Annotated in this window: 14 protein-coding genes; 4 read left to right on the top strand and 10 right to left on the bottom strand. The window is 64.8% G+C overall.

What is annotated here, in order from left to right:
* Positions 1-17 precede the first annotated feature (17 nt).
* Genes ptsP through ASILVAE211_RS09775 form a run of 3 tightly spaced genes read right to left on the bottom strand, consistent with a single transcriptional unit; the run spans position 18 to position 4609 of the window.
* Complete coding sequence (gene ptsP, locus ASILVAE211_RS09785; protein WP_227321112.1) at positions 18-2348, bottom strand: phosphoenolpyruvate--protein phosphotransferase; 2331 nt, start codon at positions 2346-2348, stop codon at positions 18-20.
* Complete coding sequence (locus ASILVAE211_RS09780) at positions 2323-3402, bottom strand: NAD(P)H-dependent flavin oxidoreductase (protein WP_227321111.1); 1080 nt, start codon at positions 3400-3402, stop codon at positions 2323-2325. The genes ptsP and ASILVAE211_RS09780 overlap by 26 nt, the downstream gene beginning before the upstream one ends.
* The gene (locus ASILVAE211_RS09775) at positions 3392-4609 is read right to left on the bottom strand and encodes an aspartate kinase (protein WP_227321110.1); all 1218 of its coding nucleotides are present in this window, start codon (positions 4607-4609) and stop codon (positions 3392-3394) included. Before ASILVAE211_RS09775 ends, ASILVAE211_RS09780 begins: the two co-directional genes overlap by 11 nt.
* A gap of 166 nt (positions 4610-4775) precedes the next feature.
* Between ASILVAE211_RS09775 and ubiG the strand changes: the two genes are divergently transcribed.
* The 4 genes from ubiG to ASILVAE211_RS09755 all read left to right on the top strand — a co-directional run bounded on the left by ubiG (position 4776) and on the right by ASILVAE211_RS09755 (position 9257).
* The gene (gene ubiG / locus ASILVAE211_RS09770) at positions 4776-5489 is read left to right on the top strand and encodes a bifunctional 2-polyprenyl-6-hydroxyphenol methylase/3-demethylubiquinol 3-O-methyltransferase UbiG (protein ID WP_227321109.1); all 714 of its coding nucleotides are present in this window, start codon (positions 4776-4778) and stop codon (positions 5487-5489) included.
* Between the two features lie 314 nt (positions 5490-5803).
* Positions 5804-6808, top strand: coding sequence for a dihydroxyacetone kinase subunit DhaK (locus tag ASILVAE211_RS09765; RefSeq protein ID WP_227321108.1), 1005 nt, complete (start codon positions 5804-5806; stop codon positions 6806-6808).
* A 62-nt stretch (positions 6809-6870) separates the two neighbouring features.
* The gene (locus ASILVAE211_RS09760) at positions 6871-7974 is read left to right on the top strand and encodes an alcohol dehydrogenase catalytic domain-containing protein (RefSeq protein WP_227321107.1); all 1104 of its coding nucleotides are present in this window, start codon (positions 6871-6873) and stop codon (positions 7972-7974) included.
* A 251-nt stretch (positions 7975-8225) separates the two neighbouring features.
* On the top strand, positions 8226-9257 hold the full coding sequence (locus tag ASILVAE211_RS09755; RefSeq protein WP_227321106.1) for a sugar-binding transcriptional regulator: 1032 nt from the start codon (positions 8226-8228) through the stop codon (positions 9255-9257).
* On the opposite strand, the gene ASILVAE211_RS09750 is transcribed toward ASILVAE211_RS09755, so the two are convergent.
* From ASILVAE211_RS09750 to ASILVAE211_RS09720, 7 genes are all read right to left on the bottom strand, one after another.
* Positions 9178-9897: a response regulator gene (locus ASILVAE211_RS09750; protein ID WP_227321105.1), complete on the bottom strand. Its 720-nt coding sequence runs from the start codon at positions 9895-9897 to the stop codon at positions 9178-9180. The genes ASILVAE211_RS09755 and ASILVAE211_RS09750 overlap by 80 nt on opposite strands.
* Positions 9894-12566, bottom strand: coding sequence for a sensor histidine kinase (locus ASILVAE211_RS09745; RefSeq protein WP_227321104.1), 2673 nt, complete (start codon positions 12564-12566; stop codon positions 9894-9896). Before ASILVAE211_RS09745 ends, ASILVAE211_RS09750 begins: the two co-directional genes overlap by 4 nt.
* A gap of 24 nt (positions 12567-12590) precedes the next feature.
* A complete protein-coding gene (locus ASILVAE211_RS09740; RefSeq protein WP_227321103.1) occupies positions 12591-13607 on the bottom strand; it encodes an enoyl-CoA hydratase/isomerase family protein in 1017 nt (338 codons plus the stop codon).
* Positions 13608-13665: 58 nt separating this feature from the next.
* Positions 13666-15597: a Hint domain-containing protein gene (locus tag ASILVAE211_RS09735; protein ID WP_227321102.1), complete on the bottom strand. Its 1932-nt coding sequence runs from the start codon at positions 15595-15597 to the stop codon at positions 13666-13668.
* 104 nt (positions 15598-15701) lie between these two features.
* On the bottom strand, positions 15702-16991 hold the full coding sequence (hisD, locus tag ASILVAE211_RS09730; RefSeq protein WP_227321101.1) for a histidinol dehydrogenase: 1290 nt from the start codon (positions 16989-16991) through the stop codon (positions 15702-15704).
* Positions 16991-17704 carry an ATP phosphoribosyltransferase gene (hisG, locus tag ASILVAE211_RS09725; protein WP_406566039.1) on the bottom strand — a complete coding sequence of 238 codons (714 nt, stop codon included), beginning with the start codon at positions 17702-17704 and terminating at the stop codon, positions 16991-16993. Before hisG ends, hisD begins: the two co-directional genes overlap by 1 nt.
* Before the next feature lie 46 nt (positions 17705-17750).
* The gene (locus ASILVAE211_RS09720) at positions 17751-18857 is read right to left on the bottom strand and encodes a hypothetical protein (protein WP_227321100.1); all 1107 of its coding nucleotides are present in this window, start codon (positions 18855-18857) and stop codon (positions 17751-17753) included.
* Positions 18858-18866 lie beyond the last annotated feature (9 nt).

The raw sequence follows: 18866 nt of genomic DNA, 5'->3' as shown, positions 1-18866 counted from the left end.
GGAAGCCTGCGCTCAGCCTAGACAGGCAGACCGTGCTCGCGGGCCCAGCTGCTGAGCGGGTCGCGCAGGCTGGCCGCCAGCGGATTATGGCTGCGGATGGCGCTCAACACCTTCCGGAACCCGGCCAGATCAGCCTTGCGCAGCAGGGTTTTGACCCGCGGCAGTGCGGCCGGCGACATCGACAGCGAATGGAAACCGAGCGCCACCAGGATCAGCGCTTCCAAGGGCCGGCCGGCGGCCTCGCCACAGAAGGACAGCCATACGCCCTCCGCTTCCGCATGGCGCACCACGGAATCGAACAGATCCAGTACGGGCGGTGAAATCAGGTCATAGCGGCCCGCCAGATTGGGCGTGCCGCGATCGGCCGCGAAGAGGAACTGCATGAGGTCGTTCGATCCGACCGAAACAAAGTCGACTTCCTTCATCAGCTGCGGCAGCTGCCATAGCAGCGCCGGCACTTCCAGCATGGTGCCCACCTGCAATTGCTCAGGCCCGTGCTCCAGACGCGCGACCTCCGCCTCCAGCAATCCGCGTGCCGCGCGAAACTCGGCGATCGTCGCCACCATCGGGAACATGATCGACAGCGGCCGCCCCTGCGCCGCCGCCAGCATGGCACGCAGCTGGCGCCGCAGGATCATCGGCCGGTCCAGGCCGATACGCAGAGACCGCCAACCCATGGCCGGGTTTTCGCTTTCCGGCAGAGAGGCATTCGGCAACAGCTTGTCGCCGCCCAGGTCGAGGGTGCGAAACAGAACCGGCCGCCCGGCCGCACGATCAAGAACGCGCGCATATTCCGCTGTTTGTCGGCCCATGAGCTTATCGCTCGCCAAAAACCCGTCTTCCACGGCCTGATCCGCCGTCGCGGTGCTGGGCCGATGCTGGGCCAGAAGTGAAATTTCCGTGCGGTAAAGCCCGATCCCGGCCGCCCCCGTCGCTTCCAGCTGCGGCAATTCCAGCGGCAGGCCCAAATTGATCATCAGCGACACGCTCACGCCATCCGCCGTCACCGCCGGCAAGTCGCGCAATGACGCCGATTGCGCAGCCTGCGCGCGCTCAAGGGTAATGGCATTGGCATAGGCGTGGCGCACCTCGTCGCCCGGACGCAGGATGAAAATCCCGTCCTCGGTGTCCAGAATACCCTCATCGCCGTCCTGGCAGGCATCGACAGCGCCCCGTGCGTCCGATAGCGCCGGCAGGCCCAGGGACCGGGCCAGAATCGCCGCATGCCCGGCCGCGCTGCCTTCCTCGATGACAATGCCGGCCACGCCCCGCGCGTGCCAATCCAGCAGTTCCGCCGGCCCCAGGCGCCGGGCCACCAGGATTGCCCCAACCACGTCCTGCGCATCGCCCCCGACCCGCGGCAAGCCGCACGGATCCAGCCGGTTGAGCTGCTTGACCAGGCGATTGCCCAGATCCTCGATATCGACCAGACGTTCGCGCAGATAAGGATCGGCGATGCGCCGCATCTTTTCGCGCAATTCGCCCAGCACGCGGGTCACGGCAGCCTCGGCCGAAAACCCGCCTTCGATCATGGCGGAGACGCGCTTCAGCCAGCCGGCGTCGGCCGCGATCATGCGATAGGCGGCCATGACATCCCCCGAGGCGTCGTCCGTCATGGCAGCCGAGGTGCCGCGAATAAGCTCCTCCAACCCGTGCCGCATCTGTTCGCTGGCGGTCAGCAGACGCTGCTGCTCAGCCACCGGATCTGCCGCCAGAACCTGACGATGCGCGAAGTGCTGCTCGGCGCGCACGATCGGCCCCATGACGATGCCCGAGGCCAGCGCCAGCCCGTCGAAACGCCGTGGCAAAGTCGCACCGAAACCCTCGTCCCGTACCTCTACCGCACCTGCCGCCGTCAGCATCTCGGCAAGCAGCATGGCGACCGTCTCCACGGCCTCCTGTTCCAGCTCGGTGAAGCGTCTCGGCTCGCGGTTCTGCACCGTCAGCACGCCGATGATATGGCCGGAGCGGCGAACGGGAATGGCCAGCAGGGAGGCGAAGGCCGCCTCTCCCGTTTCCGGCCGCTGGGCGAAGGCCGGATGCGCGCGGGCATCCGCCAGATTGAGCGCGCTGCCCATGGCAGCCACCAGCCCGACAATGCCCTCGCCCAACCGCAGGCGCGTGCGGCCGACAGCTTCCAGTTCCAGGCCACAGGTCGCGATCAGTTCCAGAACCTCGCCCGTCCGCATCACATAAAGCGAGCAGACTTCCGTCGCCATTTCGCTGGCGACGAGTTCGATCAGCTTGGGAAGGGGCGTATTCCCAAGGGCCAGGCGCTCCCGCAGATTTGCGAAGAGCCGCCTGGGAGTCCAGGGAAGCGCGTCAGACCGAAGCGGGGGCTGGTCCACGGCTTGCCAGCATTGCTTCGGCCTCGTCGAGCAGCTGCGCGATGACGACGGCCACCGGCCGTTCCTCGCGCACCATGCCCACCGATTGGCCGGCCATCACGGACCCTTCCTCCACATCCCCCTCGATCACCGCGCGCCGCAGCGCGCCGGCCCAGAAATGCTCGATCGACAGCTGGCCTTCCTCGCGGGTGACTTCATTCGCCTGAAAGCGCCGCAGGGTTTCAGCCTGCGTCGCCAGAAAGCGCTTGGTGCCGGCATTGACCAGCCCGCGCACGGGAATGACCGGAAAGCGCTCGTCCAATTGCACGGAGGGCAGCGCGTCGCGCGCATTGGCGCGGAAAAAGGCTTTCTTGAAATTGGCATGGGCGATGCTCTCGCTGGTCGCAGCGAAAAGCGTGCCGAGCTGGGCGCCGGCCGCACCCATTTCCAGCATGCCGAGGATCGCGTCCCCCCGGCCCAGGCCACCGGCCACGAAAACCGGCACATCGCGCATGACAGGCAGAATTTCCTGCGCCAGAACCATCAACGAGACCGGGCCGATATGGCCGCCGGCTTCCGATCCTTCGATGACCAGCGCGTCCGCGCCGGACCGCACCAGGCGCTTGGCCAGAACCAGCGCCGGGGCGAAACAGACGAGCTTGGCGCCGCCGTCCTTCACGGCCTTGACCGCCGCGCCCGAAGGCACGCCGCCCGCCAGGACGATATGGCCGACACCCGCACGCAGGCAGACCTGGATCAGCTCGTCCAGCGCCGGATGCATGGTGATGAGATTGACGCCGAAGGGCTTGTCCGTCAGCGCCTGGGTTGCCGCAATCTCCGCTTCCAGCAGGCTCGGCGACATCGAACCGCAGGCGATCACGCCGAAGCCGCCGGCATTCGAAATCGCGGCAACCAGATGGCGCTCGCTCACCCAGCTCATCGCCCCGCCCAGAATGGCATAGCGGCTGCCGAGGAAGTCAGTTCCCCGGCTCCACAATGCCGCCAGTTGCGGCGATACCGCGCGGTCCAGGCTTTCGGTCGCAGTCACGGCATTGCGCTCCAGATCAAGCAGCATCGAGGCCATAGGCCGTATGAAGGGACCGTACCGCGAGTTCGGTATAGTCGGACGCGATCAGGATGCTCACCTTGATCTCGCTGGTCGAGATCACCTGGATATTGATCCCCTTCTCGGCCAAAGCCTTGAACATCGTGCTGGCGATGCCGGCATGGCTGCGCATGCCGACGCCGACGACGCTGATCTTGGCGACATTGGTATCGGCCAGAAGATCGGCATAGCCGATTTCAGAGCGCTTATCCGCCAGCGCCGCCTGGGCGAGCGCCAGATCGGTCTTGCCGACGGTGAAGGTCATGTCGGTCATGCCTTCGTCCGAAATATTCTGCACGATCATGTCGACATTCACATTCTGGTCCGCGAGCGTGGTGAAGACGGCCGCCGCCACGCCCGGCCGATCCGGCACCCGACGCACGGTGAGCTTTGCCTCATCGCGCGAATAGGCGATTCCGGACACGATTTCCTTTTCCACGATCTCTTCCTCATCCACGACAAGCGTGCCCGGCAGATCCTGGAAGCTGGACAGGACCTGAACGCGCACGCGTTCCTTCATCGCCAATTCGACGCTACGCGTCTGCAGAACCTTCGCACCGACCGAGGCCAGCTCCAGCATTTCTTCGAAGGAAATGCGTTCAAGCTTTCGTGCTTTCGGCACCATACGCGGGTCGGTCGTATAGATCCCATCGACATCCGTATAGATATCGCAACGGTCCGCCTTCAGCGCGGCCGCCAGCGCGACCGCCGAGGTGTCGGACCCACCGCGCCCGAGGGTCGTGATGCGGTTGTCCGGACCGATGCCCTGGAAGCCGGTGACGACCGCCACCTGGCCCTGCCCCATGCGGCGCACCAGTTCGCTGCCCTCGATCCGCTCGATGCGCGCCTTGCCATGCGCGCCATCGGTATGGATCGGCACCTGCCATCCGGCCCAGGAGCGCGCCTCGATGCCCAACGTCTGCAGCGCGATCGCGACAAGGCCCGCGGTAATCTGCTCGCCGGTTGAGACGACCGTGTCGTATTCCCGCGCGTCATGCAGCGGCGACAGGCTCTGGCACCAGCCCACCAGCTGGTTGGTCGTGCCAGACATGGCGGAGACAACAACCGCCACTTCGTTCCCCGCTTCAACCTCGCGACGGACACGCTCAGCGACATTACGAATACGATCGAGATCGGCGACGGAGGTGCCGCCGAACTTCATGACAATCCGGGCCATGATACCTTTCCAAAGCAATCCGCGACTAGGACTGCATTCCAAACTCTGCCTCTCGGGTCGTCACGGGCATTAGGCACGCGGCGGCTGAGGCTTTATGACTGCCGGCGGCCGAAGCGGGCATCCGTGCGGCCGGAAGACATAGCCGCGCTATAGCTCAGGGGCAATGATGCAGGACGGAACTCTTTCAGACGCGGAAATCGCCCGCTTTGACGCGCTGGCCGATGCCTGGTGGACGCCGAAAGGGCCGATGGCGCCGCTGCATCAGATGAACCCGCTGCGGGCTGACTGGGTCGAGGCGCAGGTGCGACGGCATTTCACCACCATTCCGGCGGCCGAGATGCTGGATATCGGCTGCGGTGCGGGCCTGTTGTCGGAAGCGCTCGCCAAGAAAGGTTTTTCGGTTCTGGGCCTGGACGCCGCCCCTGCCGCTATTCGTGCTGCGCAAAAGCATAGCGAGGGACAAAATCTTCCTCTCCGCTATCGTCTGGGCCGGTTGGAGGATCTGCTAGCCGAAGGGCATCGTTTCCCTGTCGTGACGGCGCTGGAGGTGATCGAACATATTCCGGAGCCGCAGGTTTTCATGGACCTTTTGTCCCAGGCCGTGGCACCAGGCGGAATGCTTTTCGTCTCCACGCTCAACCGCACGCTGCGGTCTCTGCTCACCGCGAAGATCGGGGCCGAGTATATTGCGCGGCTGTTGCCCACCGGCACGCATAGCTGGCAGCAATTCATTGCACCTAAAACCTTGGGCGGCATGGCGGGACAGGCCGGGCTGCGCACAATCGCCAGCGCCGGCATGAGCTTCAATCCGTGGCGGCAGCGCTGGGTCGAAAGCCGCGATCTTTCCATCAACTACATCATGGCCTTCAGCAAAGGCTGACACCCATCCGTCGCGCCGATTGTTGCGACGCAGAATTTCTCATGCGTCGTTCAATCGCTCAAGCCATAAAGTCACTTAAAGACCGTTATTTCCCTGTTTCTTGGTCATGCGAGCGCCATCGGACCCGGAAACTCCGACGCAGCCCTCAAAACACCGGTCGCTAGGGCACAGAACCTCGGATTGCGACCGAGCGATTGTCTTCCCGCATTGACAATTGCGCAGCCAGAGAAGACAATCCCGCGCAATAAATGAATAAGTCTTAGGGGAGGTTATCGGTCTATGGCCAGCATGGTCCATTGTGCAGGTGATCGGACGTGAACCGCATCATCAATGATCCGGAGCAGGTGGCCGACGAAACGATCGCCGGCGTGCTGAAAGCATTTCCTGAACTGCTGTCGCCGACCGCGCATCCGCGCGTGCTGCGCGCGACGCAGCAGCGCGGTCCCGGCAAGGTCGGCATCGTTACCGGCGGCGGTTCCGGCCATGAACCTGCCTTCCTCGGCTATGTCGGTCCCGGCCTTTGCGATACCGTCGCCTGTGGGGAGATCTTCGCCTCGCCCACCGCCAAAAGCTTTCATGAGGCCTTCAAGGTTGCCGATCAGGGTGCTGGCGTCGCCTGCCTCTACGGCAATTACGCTGGCGACAATATGAACGTGAAGATGGCAGTGAAGCTCGCGGCCAAGGACGGCGTCACCGTGCGCACCGTCGTCGCCAATGACGATGTCGCCTCGGCGCCGAAAGACAATCCCGGCAACCGCCGTGGCGTCGCCGGCGAAATTATGATGTGGAAGACCGCCGGCGCGCTGGCCGACGAGGGCGCCAATCTGGATGACGTCATCGCCGTCGCGCAGAAGACAATCGATGCCACGGGCAGCGTCGGCATCGGCCTCTCCGCCTGCACCATCCCCGCCGCCGGCAAGCCGAATTTCACCATCGCCCCGGGCATGATGGAAGTCGGCATCGGCCATCATGGCGAGCCTGGCGTCGCCGTCATGCCGATCAAGCCGGCCAGCGACATGGCCGCTCTCATGGTCGAGCATATTCTGGCCGACAAGGAATTCGGGAAGGGCGATGACGTCGCCGTTCTCGTCTCCGGTCTGGGCGCCACGCCGGTGATGGAGCTTTACCTGCTCTATAACCATGTCGATGAGCTGCTGCGGGCTCGCGGCATCACGCCGCGCCACCGCTTCATCGGCAATTACTTCACCTCGCTGGAAATGATGGGCGCCTCCGTCACCGTCACCCGCGTCGATAGTGAGCTGGACCGCCTACTGAGCCGGCCGGCGCATTCGCTCGGCCTGACGGTTCTGGGCCGCTAACTGCAAACGAGTCACGCGGCGCCCCCATGAAGGGGCGTCGCGGTTTTGAGGGACACCAAGATATGAGCAGCACAAGCCTGCCTAACGATCTTCCCGCCATGATGGACGCGGTCGTTGCCTACGCACCGGGCGACTATCGTTTCGAACAGGTCGAGGTTCCGCGCGCCGGACCGGATGATATCATCATCGAGGTCGAGGCCGTCGGCATCTGCGCCGGCGACATCAAATGCTTCCAAGGCGCGCCGTCCTTCTGGGGCGACGACAAGGGCCAGCCGAAATACGTCAAGCAGCCCATGATCCCGGGCCATGAATTCATTGGCCGCGCGGTCGAGATCGGCGCCAATATCGAGCGCGAGGGCAAGTTCAAGCTCGGCGACCGCCTGATCTCGGAACAGATCGTGCCCTGCGACAAGTGCCGCTACTGCCAGCGCGGCGAATATTGGATGTGCGAGGTCCACGACCTTTACGGTTTCCAGAACAACGTCAACGGCGCCATGGCACGCTATATGCGTTTCCCCAAGACCAGCCGCACCTATCATGTGCCGGAAGAGCTTTCCCTCGAAGCCGCCGCCCTGATCGAGCCCTTCGCCTGTTCGGTCCATGCCGTGAACCGCGCCAAGATCGAGCTCGACGATATCGTCGTGCTGGCCGGCGCCGGCACGCTGGGCCTTGGCATGGTCGGTGCCGCGCGGCTGAAGAACCCGACCAAGCTGATCGTCCTCGACACCAAGGCTGACCGTCTGGCGCTGGCCAAGAAATTCGGCGCCGATATCGTCATGAACCCGCTGGAAGTCGATGTGGTGGCCGAGGTCAAGAAACTGACCGGCGGCTATGGTTGCGACGTCTATATCGAGGCGACCGGCCATCCGGCCAGCGTCCGCCAGGGCCTCAACATGATCCGCAAGCTGGGCCGTTTCGTCGAGTTCAGCGTCTTCGGCGAGGAAGTGACGGCGGATTGGAGCATCATTGGCGACCGCAAGCATCTGGATATCTACGGCGCCCATCTGGGCCCCTATTGCTATCCCTTCACCATCGCCGCCCTCACCGATGGCCGCATGCCCTATGAGGGCGTCGTCACCCATCAGCTGCCGCTGAAGGATTTCAAGACCGGCTTCGACCTGATGAAGAAGGGTGACAATTCCATCAAGACCATCCTGATTCCGTAAGGCATTTTTCTCGGAATTTTTGCCTGCTTCGCCGCAGGCAGCGGGTAGATCCCCGGAACAAGTCCGGGGATGACGAATGCGCATACGGCTGAGTATTTACTAAGGCGTCATCCCCGGGCTTGGCCAGCCACGCTTAACCCGGGGATCCATCCTTGGCTGCCCGCATAGGCTTATCCGCATCGCTAAAAGGCGGGCGCACTGGATAAAAAAGAAAATAAAAAATGTCCGATCCACACCGACGGCCCTGGCCCATGCTGCAGCGTTCGGATGAAAAGGACGCTGAACTCGACGTGATGACGGAGATCGCCGCGCTCTATTACGCGGATCAGGTCACGCAGGAAGAATTGTCGCAGCGCTTCGGCATATCACGCGCCAAAATCGGGCGCCTGCTCAAGCGCGCGCGGGAAGAGGGCATCGTCGAAATCCGCGTGCGGCCCCATCCCGGTGTGGCAGGGGAAATCGAGAAGGAATTCATCCGCCGCTTCGGCATAGACCGGCTGATCGTGGCGGTGGACCATCGCGACCAGGAAACGCAGCGTCAGGCCGTGGCTAGCCTCGTCGCCGCCCACCTCACGCGCGTGCTGCGCGACAGCATGATCGTCGCCGTTGGCATGGGCCGCAATGTCGCCTCCGTCGCCGATGGTATCGTCACCCCCTCCAACCAGCGGTCCGTGACTTTCGTCTCGGCCATCGGCGGATCCCTGCGGGCCGGTGAGGTGATGAATTCCGATCATATCTGCCGCCGCCTCGCCAGCCGTTTCGGCGGCGAAAGCGAAACCCTCTATGCACCGGCTTTGGTTGAAACGCCCGCCATTCGGGACGTGCTGCTGCAAAACGATACGGTGCGGCAGACTCTGGACCGCGCGCGGCGCGCCGATATCGCCATCATCGGCGTGGGCGATCTCAGCGAAGACAGCAATATGGTCCGCATGGGCTGGTTCACGCCGCAGGAAGTGACGGAAGCGCGGCTGGCCGGCACCATTGGCGATATGATGGGCTATGATTTCTTCGATATTCAGGGCCAGCCCTCCGGCCGCCCGCTGCATGGCCGCATCATGGGCCTGACGACATCGGAATTGCGCCGCATCCCCAATGTCGTCGCCATTGCCAGCGAAAGCACCAAGGCCGCCGGCATTCTGGGCGCGCTGCGCACGAACGCGATCAATACGCTCGCGACCAGCCTCAGCAATGCCCATACCGTGCTCAGCCTGGATGATGCGACGCGGTCTCGGCCATCGGTGACGCCTCTGCCAGCAAGCGGTAGCCCACTCCCGGCTCGTTGATCAGCAGGGCCATCGTCTCCGGCGCCAGCTTCTGGCGCAGATGCCAGATATAGACGCGCAAGTATTGCATGTCCTCGGCATGGGCCGGCCCCCAGACGGCTGTCAGCAATTGCCGGTGCGTGACCACGCGACCCAGATTGCGCATCAGAATTTCCAGCAGCGCGAATTCGCGTTTGGACAGCGAAAGCAAGGCGCCATCCTCGCGCAGTTCCCGCTTCTCCAGGTCCAACGTCAGCGCCCCGGCCCGCAGCACAGGGTCCAGCCCGTCCTGCATCCGCCGGTGCCGCAGCCCGGCGCGAATGCGCGCCAGCAACTCGCCCAGGCCGAAGGGCTTTTCGACATAGTCGTCCGCACCATTGTCCAGCGCCATGATCTTCTGCGCTTCCTGGTCCCGCGCCGACAGGATGATGACCGGCACGGCGCTGAAAGCCCGCAGGCGCTGCAACAGCTTCTGTCCGTCCTCATCCGGCAGGCCCAGGTCGAGCAGCACCAGATCGGGTGCACGGCTGGCCGCCAGCCGCAGTCCCTCGGCGCCGGTCATTGCCGGCTCAACCTCATAGCCAGCAGCGTCCAGGGCAGGCCCCAAAAAACGATGGATCTGCTTCTCGTCGTCAATGACCAGAATGCGGGCGCCGGTCATGCCTGTCGGTCTCTTTCTGCCAGGGGCAGCGTGATGGTGATGACGGTGCCGGGCAGGCCGTCGCGCGGCAGGTCGGGCCGGGGGCTTAAAGCCGCGATCGTGCCGCCCATCGCCTGCACAAAGCCCCGCGCGATGGCAAGGCCAAGACCCGTGCCGGGTGTCACGCGATCCCCGTGCTTGGCGCGATAGAAGCTGTCGAAGACCTGAGCCAGATCTTCCGGCGGAATGCCGATCCCCTCATCGGCCAGGGTGATCACCACCCTGCCCTTGTCTTCCGAGGCCTGCAGGCGAATGCCGGCCCCAACCGGTGAATATTTCACCGCGTTTTCCAGGACATTCGCCAGTGCCTGTTCCAGCAGAGCGGGATCGGCGCGGCAAGCCAGCCCCTCCGGCAGGCTGACGGCCATATGCAGCGAGCCAGGCACACGGCCGCAGACCGCATCGAATAGGGGCGCCAGTTCCACCGCCATCAGGCGCGGCGCGATATCGCCGCCCTCCAGCCGCGTCAGGTCCATGATATTGGCCAGGAAGCGGGTCATCCGCCCGACATCCTCCTCGATACTGGCCAGCAGATCCCGCCGCACAGGCTCGGACAGCCTCTCCCAACTGGCGCGCAAGGTTTCGGCTGCGCCGCGAATGCCCGTCAGCGGCGTGCGCAGGTCATGCGACAGGGAATTGAGCAAGGCCGTCCGCAGCGCCTGGGTTTCGGACAGAGCCTCGCCCCGCGCGGCCTCGGCCGCCAGACGCACGCGTTCCAAGGCGACGGCCGCCTGATCGGCCAGCGCCAGGACAGCCTGCAGACTGGGTGTCGACAGCGGCCCAGCGGCTGGCGGGCGAAAGCCGAGAACGCCTGCCACCCCCCGGCTGGTGCGAATAGGCAGGAACCGCCAGGAAGCGGACGGCAGCGTGGCCGTGCCGGCCCCGGCCTCCTCCTGCCGCGCATAGGCCCAGCGCGCGGCGGCCAGGCTGCTCTCGTCCAGCGGGGCGCTGTTTTCAGGGCGCAGCGCACGCAAGGTGAGACCGGCTGGCGTATCCGTCAGCACGGCGGCTTCCGGCGCGAGCGCCGCCGCCTGCTGCGCGATTTCGACCATCAGCTCGTCCTCGGTCGCGGGCTCGCCCAGGCGGCGGCTGAAAAGGCCGATACGGCGCAGACCTTCGATCCGCCCTTGCGCCGCCACGGCCTCGGCGCGAACGCGGCCGGCCAGCAGGCCGGTGGAACTGGCCACGATACCGAAGACGATCACCGCCACGATATCGCGCGGGTCATTGATGGTCAGCTGATAGAGCGGCGGCAGAAAGAAGAAGTTCCAGCTGAGGAAGCCCAGCGCCGCTGCGAAAAGGCCGATGGCAAGGCCATAGAAGGCCGCGACCGCCATAACGGCCGCCAGGAACACCATGCCCAGTGCCTCATGGTTCAGCCAGGGCTGCGCCAGCTCGCCCAGGCCGACGACCAGCGCGATGACGCTGACGCCCGCAAGCCAGGGCAGCGGCGTACGCGGCAGTCTGGGCCAGAGGCGGCGCGGCGACCGCTCGGCCAAGGACGGCACGACCAGCAGGTTAAAATCGTTGCCCTGTCGTAAAAGCTGCTCGGCCAGCGACGGCCGTGCCCAAAGCCGGCGGCCGATATGGCGAAAGCGCCTAGGACGCGGCGAGCCGATGACGATCTGCGTCACATTGCGGCTTGCCGCGACATCCAAGGCAATCGCCGCGATATCGCGCCCCGCCCGCGTTTCCACCTCCGCCCCCAGCCGGGCCGCCAGGGCTTTCGGCGCCTGCGACTTGAGCACGCCGGACAGGCCGTCCTTCGGCCGTTCGACATGCAGCGCGATCCAGGGCGCGCGCAGCGCATCGGCCAGTTGCTTCGCCCGCCGCACCACGGCTTCGGCCGAGGCATCGGCGCCGATCAGCGCCAGAATGCGCTCGCTCGCCGGCCAAGGCCCCTTGATGGCATTGGTCTGCATATAGAGCCGCACATCGGCATCGACATGCTGCGCTACGCGCCGGAGCGCGATCTCCCGCAATGCCGTCAGATTGCCTTCCCGGAAGAAGGCGTCCAGCGCCCGCCGCGCGGTTTCGGGACGGTAGATCTTGCCATCCGTCAGCCGCTTGCGCAGCTCGGTCGGCGTGATGTCGATCAGTTCGATCTCATCCGCCAGTTCCAACACCTGATCGGGCAGCGTCTCCGTCACGCGCACGCCGGTGATGCGGGCGACATCATCGTTCAGGCTTTCCAGGTGCTGCACGTTCAGCGTCGCCCAGACGGGAATGCCGGCTTCCAGCAGGGCCGTCACATCCTCCCAGCGCTTGGCGTGCTGGCTGCCCGGCGCATTGGTATGGGCCAGTTCATCGATCAGGATCAGCGCCGGCCGGCGCGCGATGGCGCCGTCAAGATCGAATTCGGCCAAAGTTTGCCCGCGATAGGGAATCTGCCGGGACGGCAAAATGGGCAGGTCGCCGATTTGCGCTTCGGTCTCCGCGCGCCCATGGGTTTCAACCACGCCGATCAGCACATCCGCGCCTTCGCGCGCCCGCTGCCGGCCGGCACTCAGCATTTCCCAGGTCTTGCCGACGCCGGGGGCCGCACCAAGAAAAATGCGCAAGCCCGCGCGGCCCTTCACGCGAAGGGCAGCCGCCAAAGCATCCGGGTCCGGGCGATGATCGCCACGCATGGCGTATCATACCGTCATTGCCGGTCAGGGACGAAACAGATCCCGGATCAGGCGCGGGTCGACATCCTCCAGCCGGGCCGGCTGCCAGCGCGGCTTGCGATCCTTGTCGACCAGCATGGCGCGCACGCCTTCCGCGAAATCGGGCAGCCGGATCAGGCGCTGTGCCAGCCGCAACTCGGCCGCGAGCGCGCTGTCCAAGTCCAGCCGCGCCCCCGCCTTCAAAGCCGTCAGGCTCCAGCACAAGGCGGAGGGTGAGTGGCGGTTGAGTTCGGCCAGCGCCGCGCGCGCCCAGTCGCTGTCCATGGCCGCCAGCCGCGCCAGAATGGCCGGCACGCTCTCGGCGGAAAAACATGCGTCAATCGCCGGCAGCAGAGGCGCCAGGGAATAGAGCGGCAAAGCGACAGCGAACTGTGAAATGGCACCCCGTCCGTCCTTTGCCAGCGCATCGCCAAGCTCTGTGAGGCGGTCGGACGGCACGAAGGCGGTGCCGAGCCCAGCATGAACCGCATCGGCCCCCGCCAGCCGTGTTCCGGTCAGGCCGAGATAAAAACCCAGCGCGCCGGGCAGGCGTGGCAGAAAATAGCTGGCGCCGATATCCGGGGCGAAGCCGATCGCCGTTTCCGGCATGGCGAGCAGGGCCGTCTCGGTCAGGACGCGGTCGGAGCCATGGATGGAAATGCCTAGGCCGCCGCCCATGCAGGCGCCCTGGATCAGGCTGACATAGGGTTTGGGGAAATGCGCGATGGCCGCGTTCAGCGCATATTCCTCGGTGAAGAAGGTATCGGCCGCGTCACCGGCCCCGGCCAGAATATCGGCGCGCACGCGGCGAACATCGCCCCCGGCGCAGAAGGCCCTGCCCTCCCCCTCCAGAACGACGATCTCGATATCCGGGTCATCCTGCCAAAGACGCAGCTGCCCGTGCAGCGCCCGCACCATGGATAGGTCAAGCGCGTTGAGGGCCTGCGGGCGTCGCAGCAGAAGCCGCCCGGCCCGGCCGTCGCGCTTCGCCTCCAGACCGGCGGCTTCGTTGGTGGATGTCATCCCCACGTCTCCCCTGATGCGGAGAAGCTTGGACGTTCAATCCCCCGTTACGCAATCCTTACGCTGCGCGCGTCTGATGCGGGGCCTGCGCCCGGTCCGCCAGCAACCGCCGCACCCTCTCGACCGCCGGCCCCGTCACGCGGATCGGCGCACAGGCCAAGGCATCCCGCAGGAACTGCACGTCTCTCGGCGCATCCTCGGCGACCAGGTTGCGGCCAAGACCCAGCGCCCCGCGATCCCCGATATCAAGATAGGTTTCCGTCGCCAGCCCATTGGCCAGAACCACATCGTGATGGGCCAGCTCAATATGATGATAGCTCACCTCTGTTCGCCCCACCTGCATGACGCTTGACCCATTCAGCAGATATTTGATCGGGATCAGCACATCCTCGGCCAGCACGGCATGGTCCGGGGAGAGATACAGGTTCCGATGCGGCGCACGGGGACCGAAGGCATCCGCCCTGATGCACACTGGCCGCACGGCATCGGGCGTTTCATGTCCCAGGCAATCGACCACGGTTTTGCCTGTCCAGACGATGGGAAGAACCTCGCCCGCAGCGGTCAGCACCTCATCACCGATCTGCAAAACCTCCACCGGAACGTCCCCGCGCGGCGTCGCGATCCAGGTGCCTGCGACGAAACAGGGCACCAGCGTCACCACCGTATCCGTCCCGACCGTCTGCACATGCAAAGTCCCGGCTTCGAGCGCCGTGAAGGTCAGATTTTCCGTCGTCCCGCCGCTGGTCAGCGACAGGGCCGATCCGTTGATACTCGATGAAACTCCCGTCACGCCGGTGAGGAGGATGCTGTCGCCGGATGTGAAGCCGGTAACGGTCTCACCGCCAAAACCGGCGAAAGTACCGGCCACCTGCCAGGCATCGCCATTGTCGAAGGTAATGGTATTGAAGGCCGTGATCTGGCCGCCAATGCCGCTCAAAGTGCCGGTCGTGCCGGATGTCTCGGCCCCCAGTTCCAGCCGACTGCCGCTACCACCGCCAATAACTTGGCCCACGAAAACGGCGCCGCTCTGCACAACCAGATCATTGGCGACACCATCCGCGAAAGCCACCGCCGTCCCGGCGGCGCCAGCATCGATGGTGCCGGCATTGATGACGGTGCCTCCACCATTGACCATGACGCCGACCGACACAGATTCGATCGTCGCACCGGCAAGATTGGTAATACGGCCGCCGGCCTGCAAATAAACGCCGACATCGCTGCCATAGACATAGCCGGCATTGCTGACGGTCGCCGCAGCGCCCGCCGTGACGATACCGTCATAGGATCCGATGACCGAGCCACTGGCCATATTCGTCACTGTGCCGCCGGCCGCCAGATAGATGCCATAGCCGTTGAGGCCGACAGCATCGATCATCGCGCTATTGGTGACGATTCCGGCCGCGCCATAGACGGAAACACCCGAAAAATCGCCATAGATTCCGGTTGTGCCGGCATTGATGACGGTGCCGCCATTTTCCAGCGCCACGCCATTGCCCTGCAATGTCGTCGTTTCGATCAGGCCGGAATTATTGACGGTGCCGGCGCCACCCGCGATGTCGACGCCGCCGATAGCGCCAAAGATCGTGCCGGCATCCAGATTGGTGACACTGCCGCCGGCACCGAAATAAATGCCATCGTAAAGGTTATTGGGTGATCCGGGAGCGATCTTAGTCGGGCTGGAATCGATCGTGCCGCTATTGGTGACGCTGCCTTTGCCGCCGGTGATCTGGATGCCGTTGTTGTAGCCGGCGATGACGCCGCTATTGCCAATGCTGCCCGCCGCCGCAAGGTCGATACCATTGGCGCTCGGGCCGGATGCAGCCACTGTACCTGCGTTGACGATGGACCATCCCGAAACCGCTATAGTATCCGCTGGACCAATGATGGCGTCGCCCGAAATCGTCTCGACGGAGCCCGTCGATGTCACCGATGTCGGACTGACGGTCAGCGTCACGCTTTGCGTAATCGCCGTCGAAATCGTGCCAGACATGATACCCCCAAAGCGCCGATGGGGAGATCTATAGTGAGAAGTTCTTTTTTATATCTTAATAGAAACATTTTGCGCCATTAAGAATGGCGTTTTTAACGTTTGCTTTAATCCTGAAGCCGCATGGCGATTGACTGCGCATGGGCCGTCAACCCTTCGGTCTCGGCCAGACGCACCGCGGCCGGCCCGACGGCCGCCAGCGCCGCCGCATCGCCCTCGACCCAGGTCGTGCGCTTGATGAAATCGAAGACGGACAGGCCCGAGGCGAAGCGCGCCGTGCGTCCGGTCGGCAGAACATGGTTCGGCCCGGCCACGTAATCGCCCACAGCTTCCGGCACGAAGCGGCCGAGGAAGGCCGCCCCCGCGTGCCGCACCTGGGCAAAAAAGTGCTGAGGCCCCGCCAGCATCACTTGTAGATGTTCGGGGGCCAGGCGGTTGACCAGGCTTGCGGCTTCCGACCAGTCGGCAACCAGCAGAATGGCGCCATGCCTGTCCCAGCTCGCCTGGGCGATGGCGGCGCGCGGCAGGGTTTTCAACGCTTCCGTCACCGCCGCCGCCACGGCATCGGCGAAAGCCGCGTCATCGGTGATCAGAATGCTCTGGGCCGATTCATCGTGTTCCGCCTGGGCCAGCAGGTCCATCGCCACATGGGCCGGGTCATTGGCGGCATCGGCGACGACGACGACTTCCGAGGGACCGGCGATACCGTCAATGCCCACCCGGCCGAAGACCTGCCGCTTCGCTTCCGCCACATAGGCATTGCCAGGACCGACGATGCGGTCGACGGCCGGAATGGTCGCGGTGCCATAGGCCAGCGCCGCCACCGCCTGCGCGCCGCCGACGCGATAGATTTCTGTGACGCCCGCGCGGTCTGCCGCCGCCAGAACCAGGGGGTTGAGCACGCCGTCCGGCGCCGGCACGCAAATGGCAATCCGGTCGACACCCGCAACCTTGGCCGGTATGGCGTTCATCAGCACCGAGGACGGATAGGCGGCCTTGCCGCCGGGTACGTAAAGGCCGACCGCATCCAGCGCCGACCAGCGCATGCCCAGCCGATAGCCGGCCGCATCCGTCATCACCAGATCGGCTGGCATCTGCGCGCGATGAAACGCCTCGATCCGCGTCGCCGCCAGATCCAGCGCCGCCATCAGATCCGGCGCGATTGCAGCTTTGGCCGCCGCGATCTCGGCCGGCGTCACTGCCAGCCGGTCCGCCGTCATGCTCACGCGGTCGAAGCGGGAGGTATAGTCGCAGACAGCGGCGTCACCCCGCTTGCGGACATCGTCGATGATGGCGGCCACCTGCGGCCCGACCGTCTCGGTCGTTTCCCGCGCCTGATCCAGCAAGGCCGCAAAATCGGCGGCGAAACCGGCGTTGCGGGTCGAGAGGCGCTGCATCAGATCTGCCCCTGTTCCACAGCCTGGCGGAAGCGCGCAATCCAGGCGCCGATGACCTCGGGGCGGGTCTTCAGCGCGGTGCGATTGACGATCAGCCGGCTGGAGACCGAGGCAATGACCTCCGTCTCCACCAAGCCATTCGCTTTCAGCGTCGAACCCGTCTGCACCAGATCGACGATGAGGCGCGATAGGCCGACCTTGGGCGCCAGTTCCATGGCCCCGCTGAGATGCACGACCTCGGCATGGATGCCACGGGCGGCATAGTGCTTGCGGGCGATATTGGGATATTTCGAGGCGACGCGGACGCGCGACCAGCGCGACGGGTCATCCTTGCCCGCCGTCTCCTCGGGCTCGGCGACCGAGACGCGGCAGCGGCCGATGCCGAGGTCGAGCGGCGCGTAGATTTCCGGATAGTCGAATTCCATCAGCACATCGGCGCCGCAGATGCCGATCTCGGCCGCGCCGAAGGCGACGAAGGTGGCGACGTCGAAGGAGCGCACGCGCACGATATCGAGCCCCGGATGGCTGGTGGGGAAGCGCAGGCGTCGCCCGCTCTCATCCACCAGGTCTTGCGGCAGGGTGATGCCCATATGGCCGAACAGCGGCACGCATTCGCCCAGGATGCGCCCTTTCGGCAGGGCCATCACGATGGGGCTTTCGGCGTCGGGCGCCGTGTCCAGATCAGAGCGGGAGAGTTCTGCGGATTGGGTCATCACGGCGGGGGCTCTAGCATCGCTCGGCCCCCAGGGCCAAGCGCGCTCAGTGAGCGGCGGCCAGGATATAGCTGCAGAGGAAATGAAGCAGCGGATTGCGGGCGACTTCTCCGGTCGCGGCCGGCGGCGGCGGTTGGCCGTTCATATGCTGCTGCCGATACTCCGCCGCCTTGAACCAGGAGGCCGGGTTGAAGTCGCGCATCGCCCCGATCGCCAGGTAATGCGCGAAAATATCGCGCGCCCGTCCCAAATCGGCCGCGTAGGTCTTCACGTAAAAATCAATGTCGAAAATGGGCAAAGGGCTGAAGCGCCGGGTCGCGCGATGTTCCAGGTAGTGCGTCAGCGCGGTCTGATCGGCGTCCAGCCCATAGGTGCTGCGATACCAGGCCGGATCGAAATAAAGGCTCGGCCGATGGCCCAAAGCCTCCCCCTCAAGCACATAATGGCAGAGCGGGCTCATATCCTGGGGCGGGTTATAGCGCTGACGATACCAGACGCCGTCGAAATAGGGATTCGGGCGACGATGCTCCCGCCAGCCTTCAGCCGCGTAATGATCGACGGCATCGAGCCCCGCCTGATGCACATCCGGCCCGTTGATATAATAATAGTTGGCGTCGACGAGACCACTCTCACGCACGATCTCGCGCTCATCGCGCGGCAGGCGGCCTTCCTGGCGTCCCCGATGGAGGTAATGCTCGAAGAGGTCGATCCCGGCCTCTGCCACGTCCGGGTTCTGCGCCGCATAATAGACCGGATCGAAGCGACGGTTGGGACTCAGCCGGCCGCCGCGACGGCCGTTCAAATAATGGATAAGGCAGGAATCGCCCTCCGGCACCGCCTGCGCGGTCCGATACCAGCCCTGATCGAACCAGGAAATGGGGCGATGCCCGGCGCTCTCGCCATGGTGCAGATAGTGCAGCAGCGGATCGCCCGCAGGACGGCTGGGCAATTGCGACAAGTAGAAGAACGGATCAAAGGCCGGATTCGGCCAGCGCTCTTCCTGCCAGCCGAAGGCAAGGTAATGATCTACCGGATCGATGGCGGCCGAGGCGACATCGGGATAGGCGCTGCGGTACCAGACTCCATCGACCGCCGCACGGGCAATAGCGGCTTGATCCGGTCGATCCGGCGCGGACAAAACGATCGAATCCAAGAGCGGATC

The organism is Acidisoma silvae, assembly GCF_020618775.1.
GTDB lineage: Bacteria > Pseudomonadota > Alphaproteobacteria > Acetobacterales > Acetobacteraceae > Acidisoma > Acidisoma silvae.
The sequence above is the reverse complement of the archived record's forward strand: the minus strand, read 5'-3'. Positions and strand labels throughout refer to the sequence as shown.

Bases quoted from the DNA above. Each gene is read 5' to 3' on its own strand.
- ASILVAE211_RS09780 (WP_227321111.1), bottom strand. From the start codon at position 3,402: ATGCTGCTTGATCTGGAGCGCAATGCCGTGACTGCGACCGAAAGCCTG.
- ASILVAE211_RS09775 (WP_227321110.1), bottom strand. From the start codon at position 4,609: ATGGCCCGGATTGTCATGAAGTTCGGCGGCACCTCCGTCGCCGATCTC.
- ubiG (WP_227321109.1), top strand. From the start codon at position 4,776: ATGCAGGACGGAACTCTTTCAGACGCGGAAATCGCCCGCTTTGACGCG.
- ASILVAE211_RS09760 (WP_227321107.1), top strand. From the start codon at position 6,871: ATGAGCAGCACAAGCCTGCCTAACGATCTTCCCGCCATGATGGACGCG.
- ASILVAE211_RS09755 (WP_227321106.1), top strand. From the start codon at position 8,226: ATGCTGCAGCGTTCGGATGAAAAGGACGCTGAACTCGACGTGATGACG.
- ASILVAE211_RS09750 (WP_227321105.1), bottom strand. From the start codon at position 9,897: ATGACCGGCGCCCGCATTCTGGTCATTGACGACGAGAAGCAGATCCAT.
- ASILVAE211_RS09745 (WP_227321104.1), bottom strand. From the start codon at position 12,566: ATGCGTGGCGATCATCGCCCGGACCCGGATGCTTTGGCGGCTGCCCTT.
- ASILVAE211_RS09740 (WP_227321103.1), bottom strand. From the start codon at position 13,607: ATGACATCCACCAACGAAGCCGCCGGTCTGGAGGCGAAGCGCGACGGC.
- ASILVAE211_RS09735 (WP_227321102.1), bottom strand. From the start codon at position 15,597: ATGTCTGGCACGATTTCGACGGCGATTACGCAAAGCGTGACGCTGACC.
- hisD (WP_227321101.1), bottom strand. From the start codon at position 16,991: ATGCAGCGCCTCTCGACCCGCAACGCCGGTTTCGCCGCCGATTTTGCG.
- hisG (WP_406566039.1), bottom strand. From the start codon at position 17,704: ATGACCCAATCCGCAGAACTCTCCCGCTCTGATCTGGACACGGCGCCC.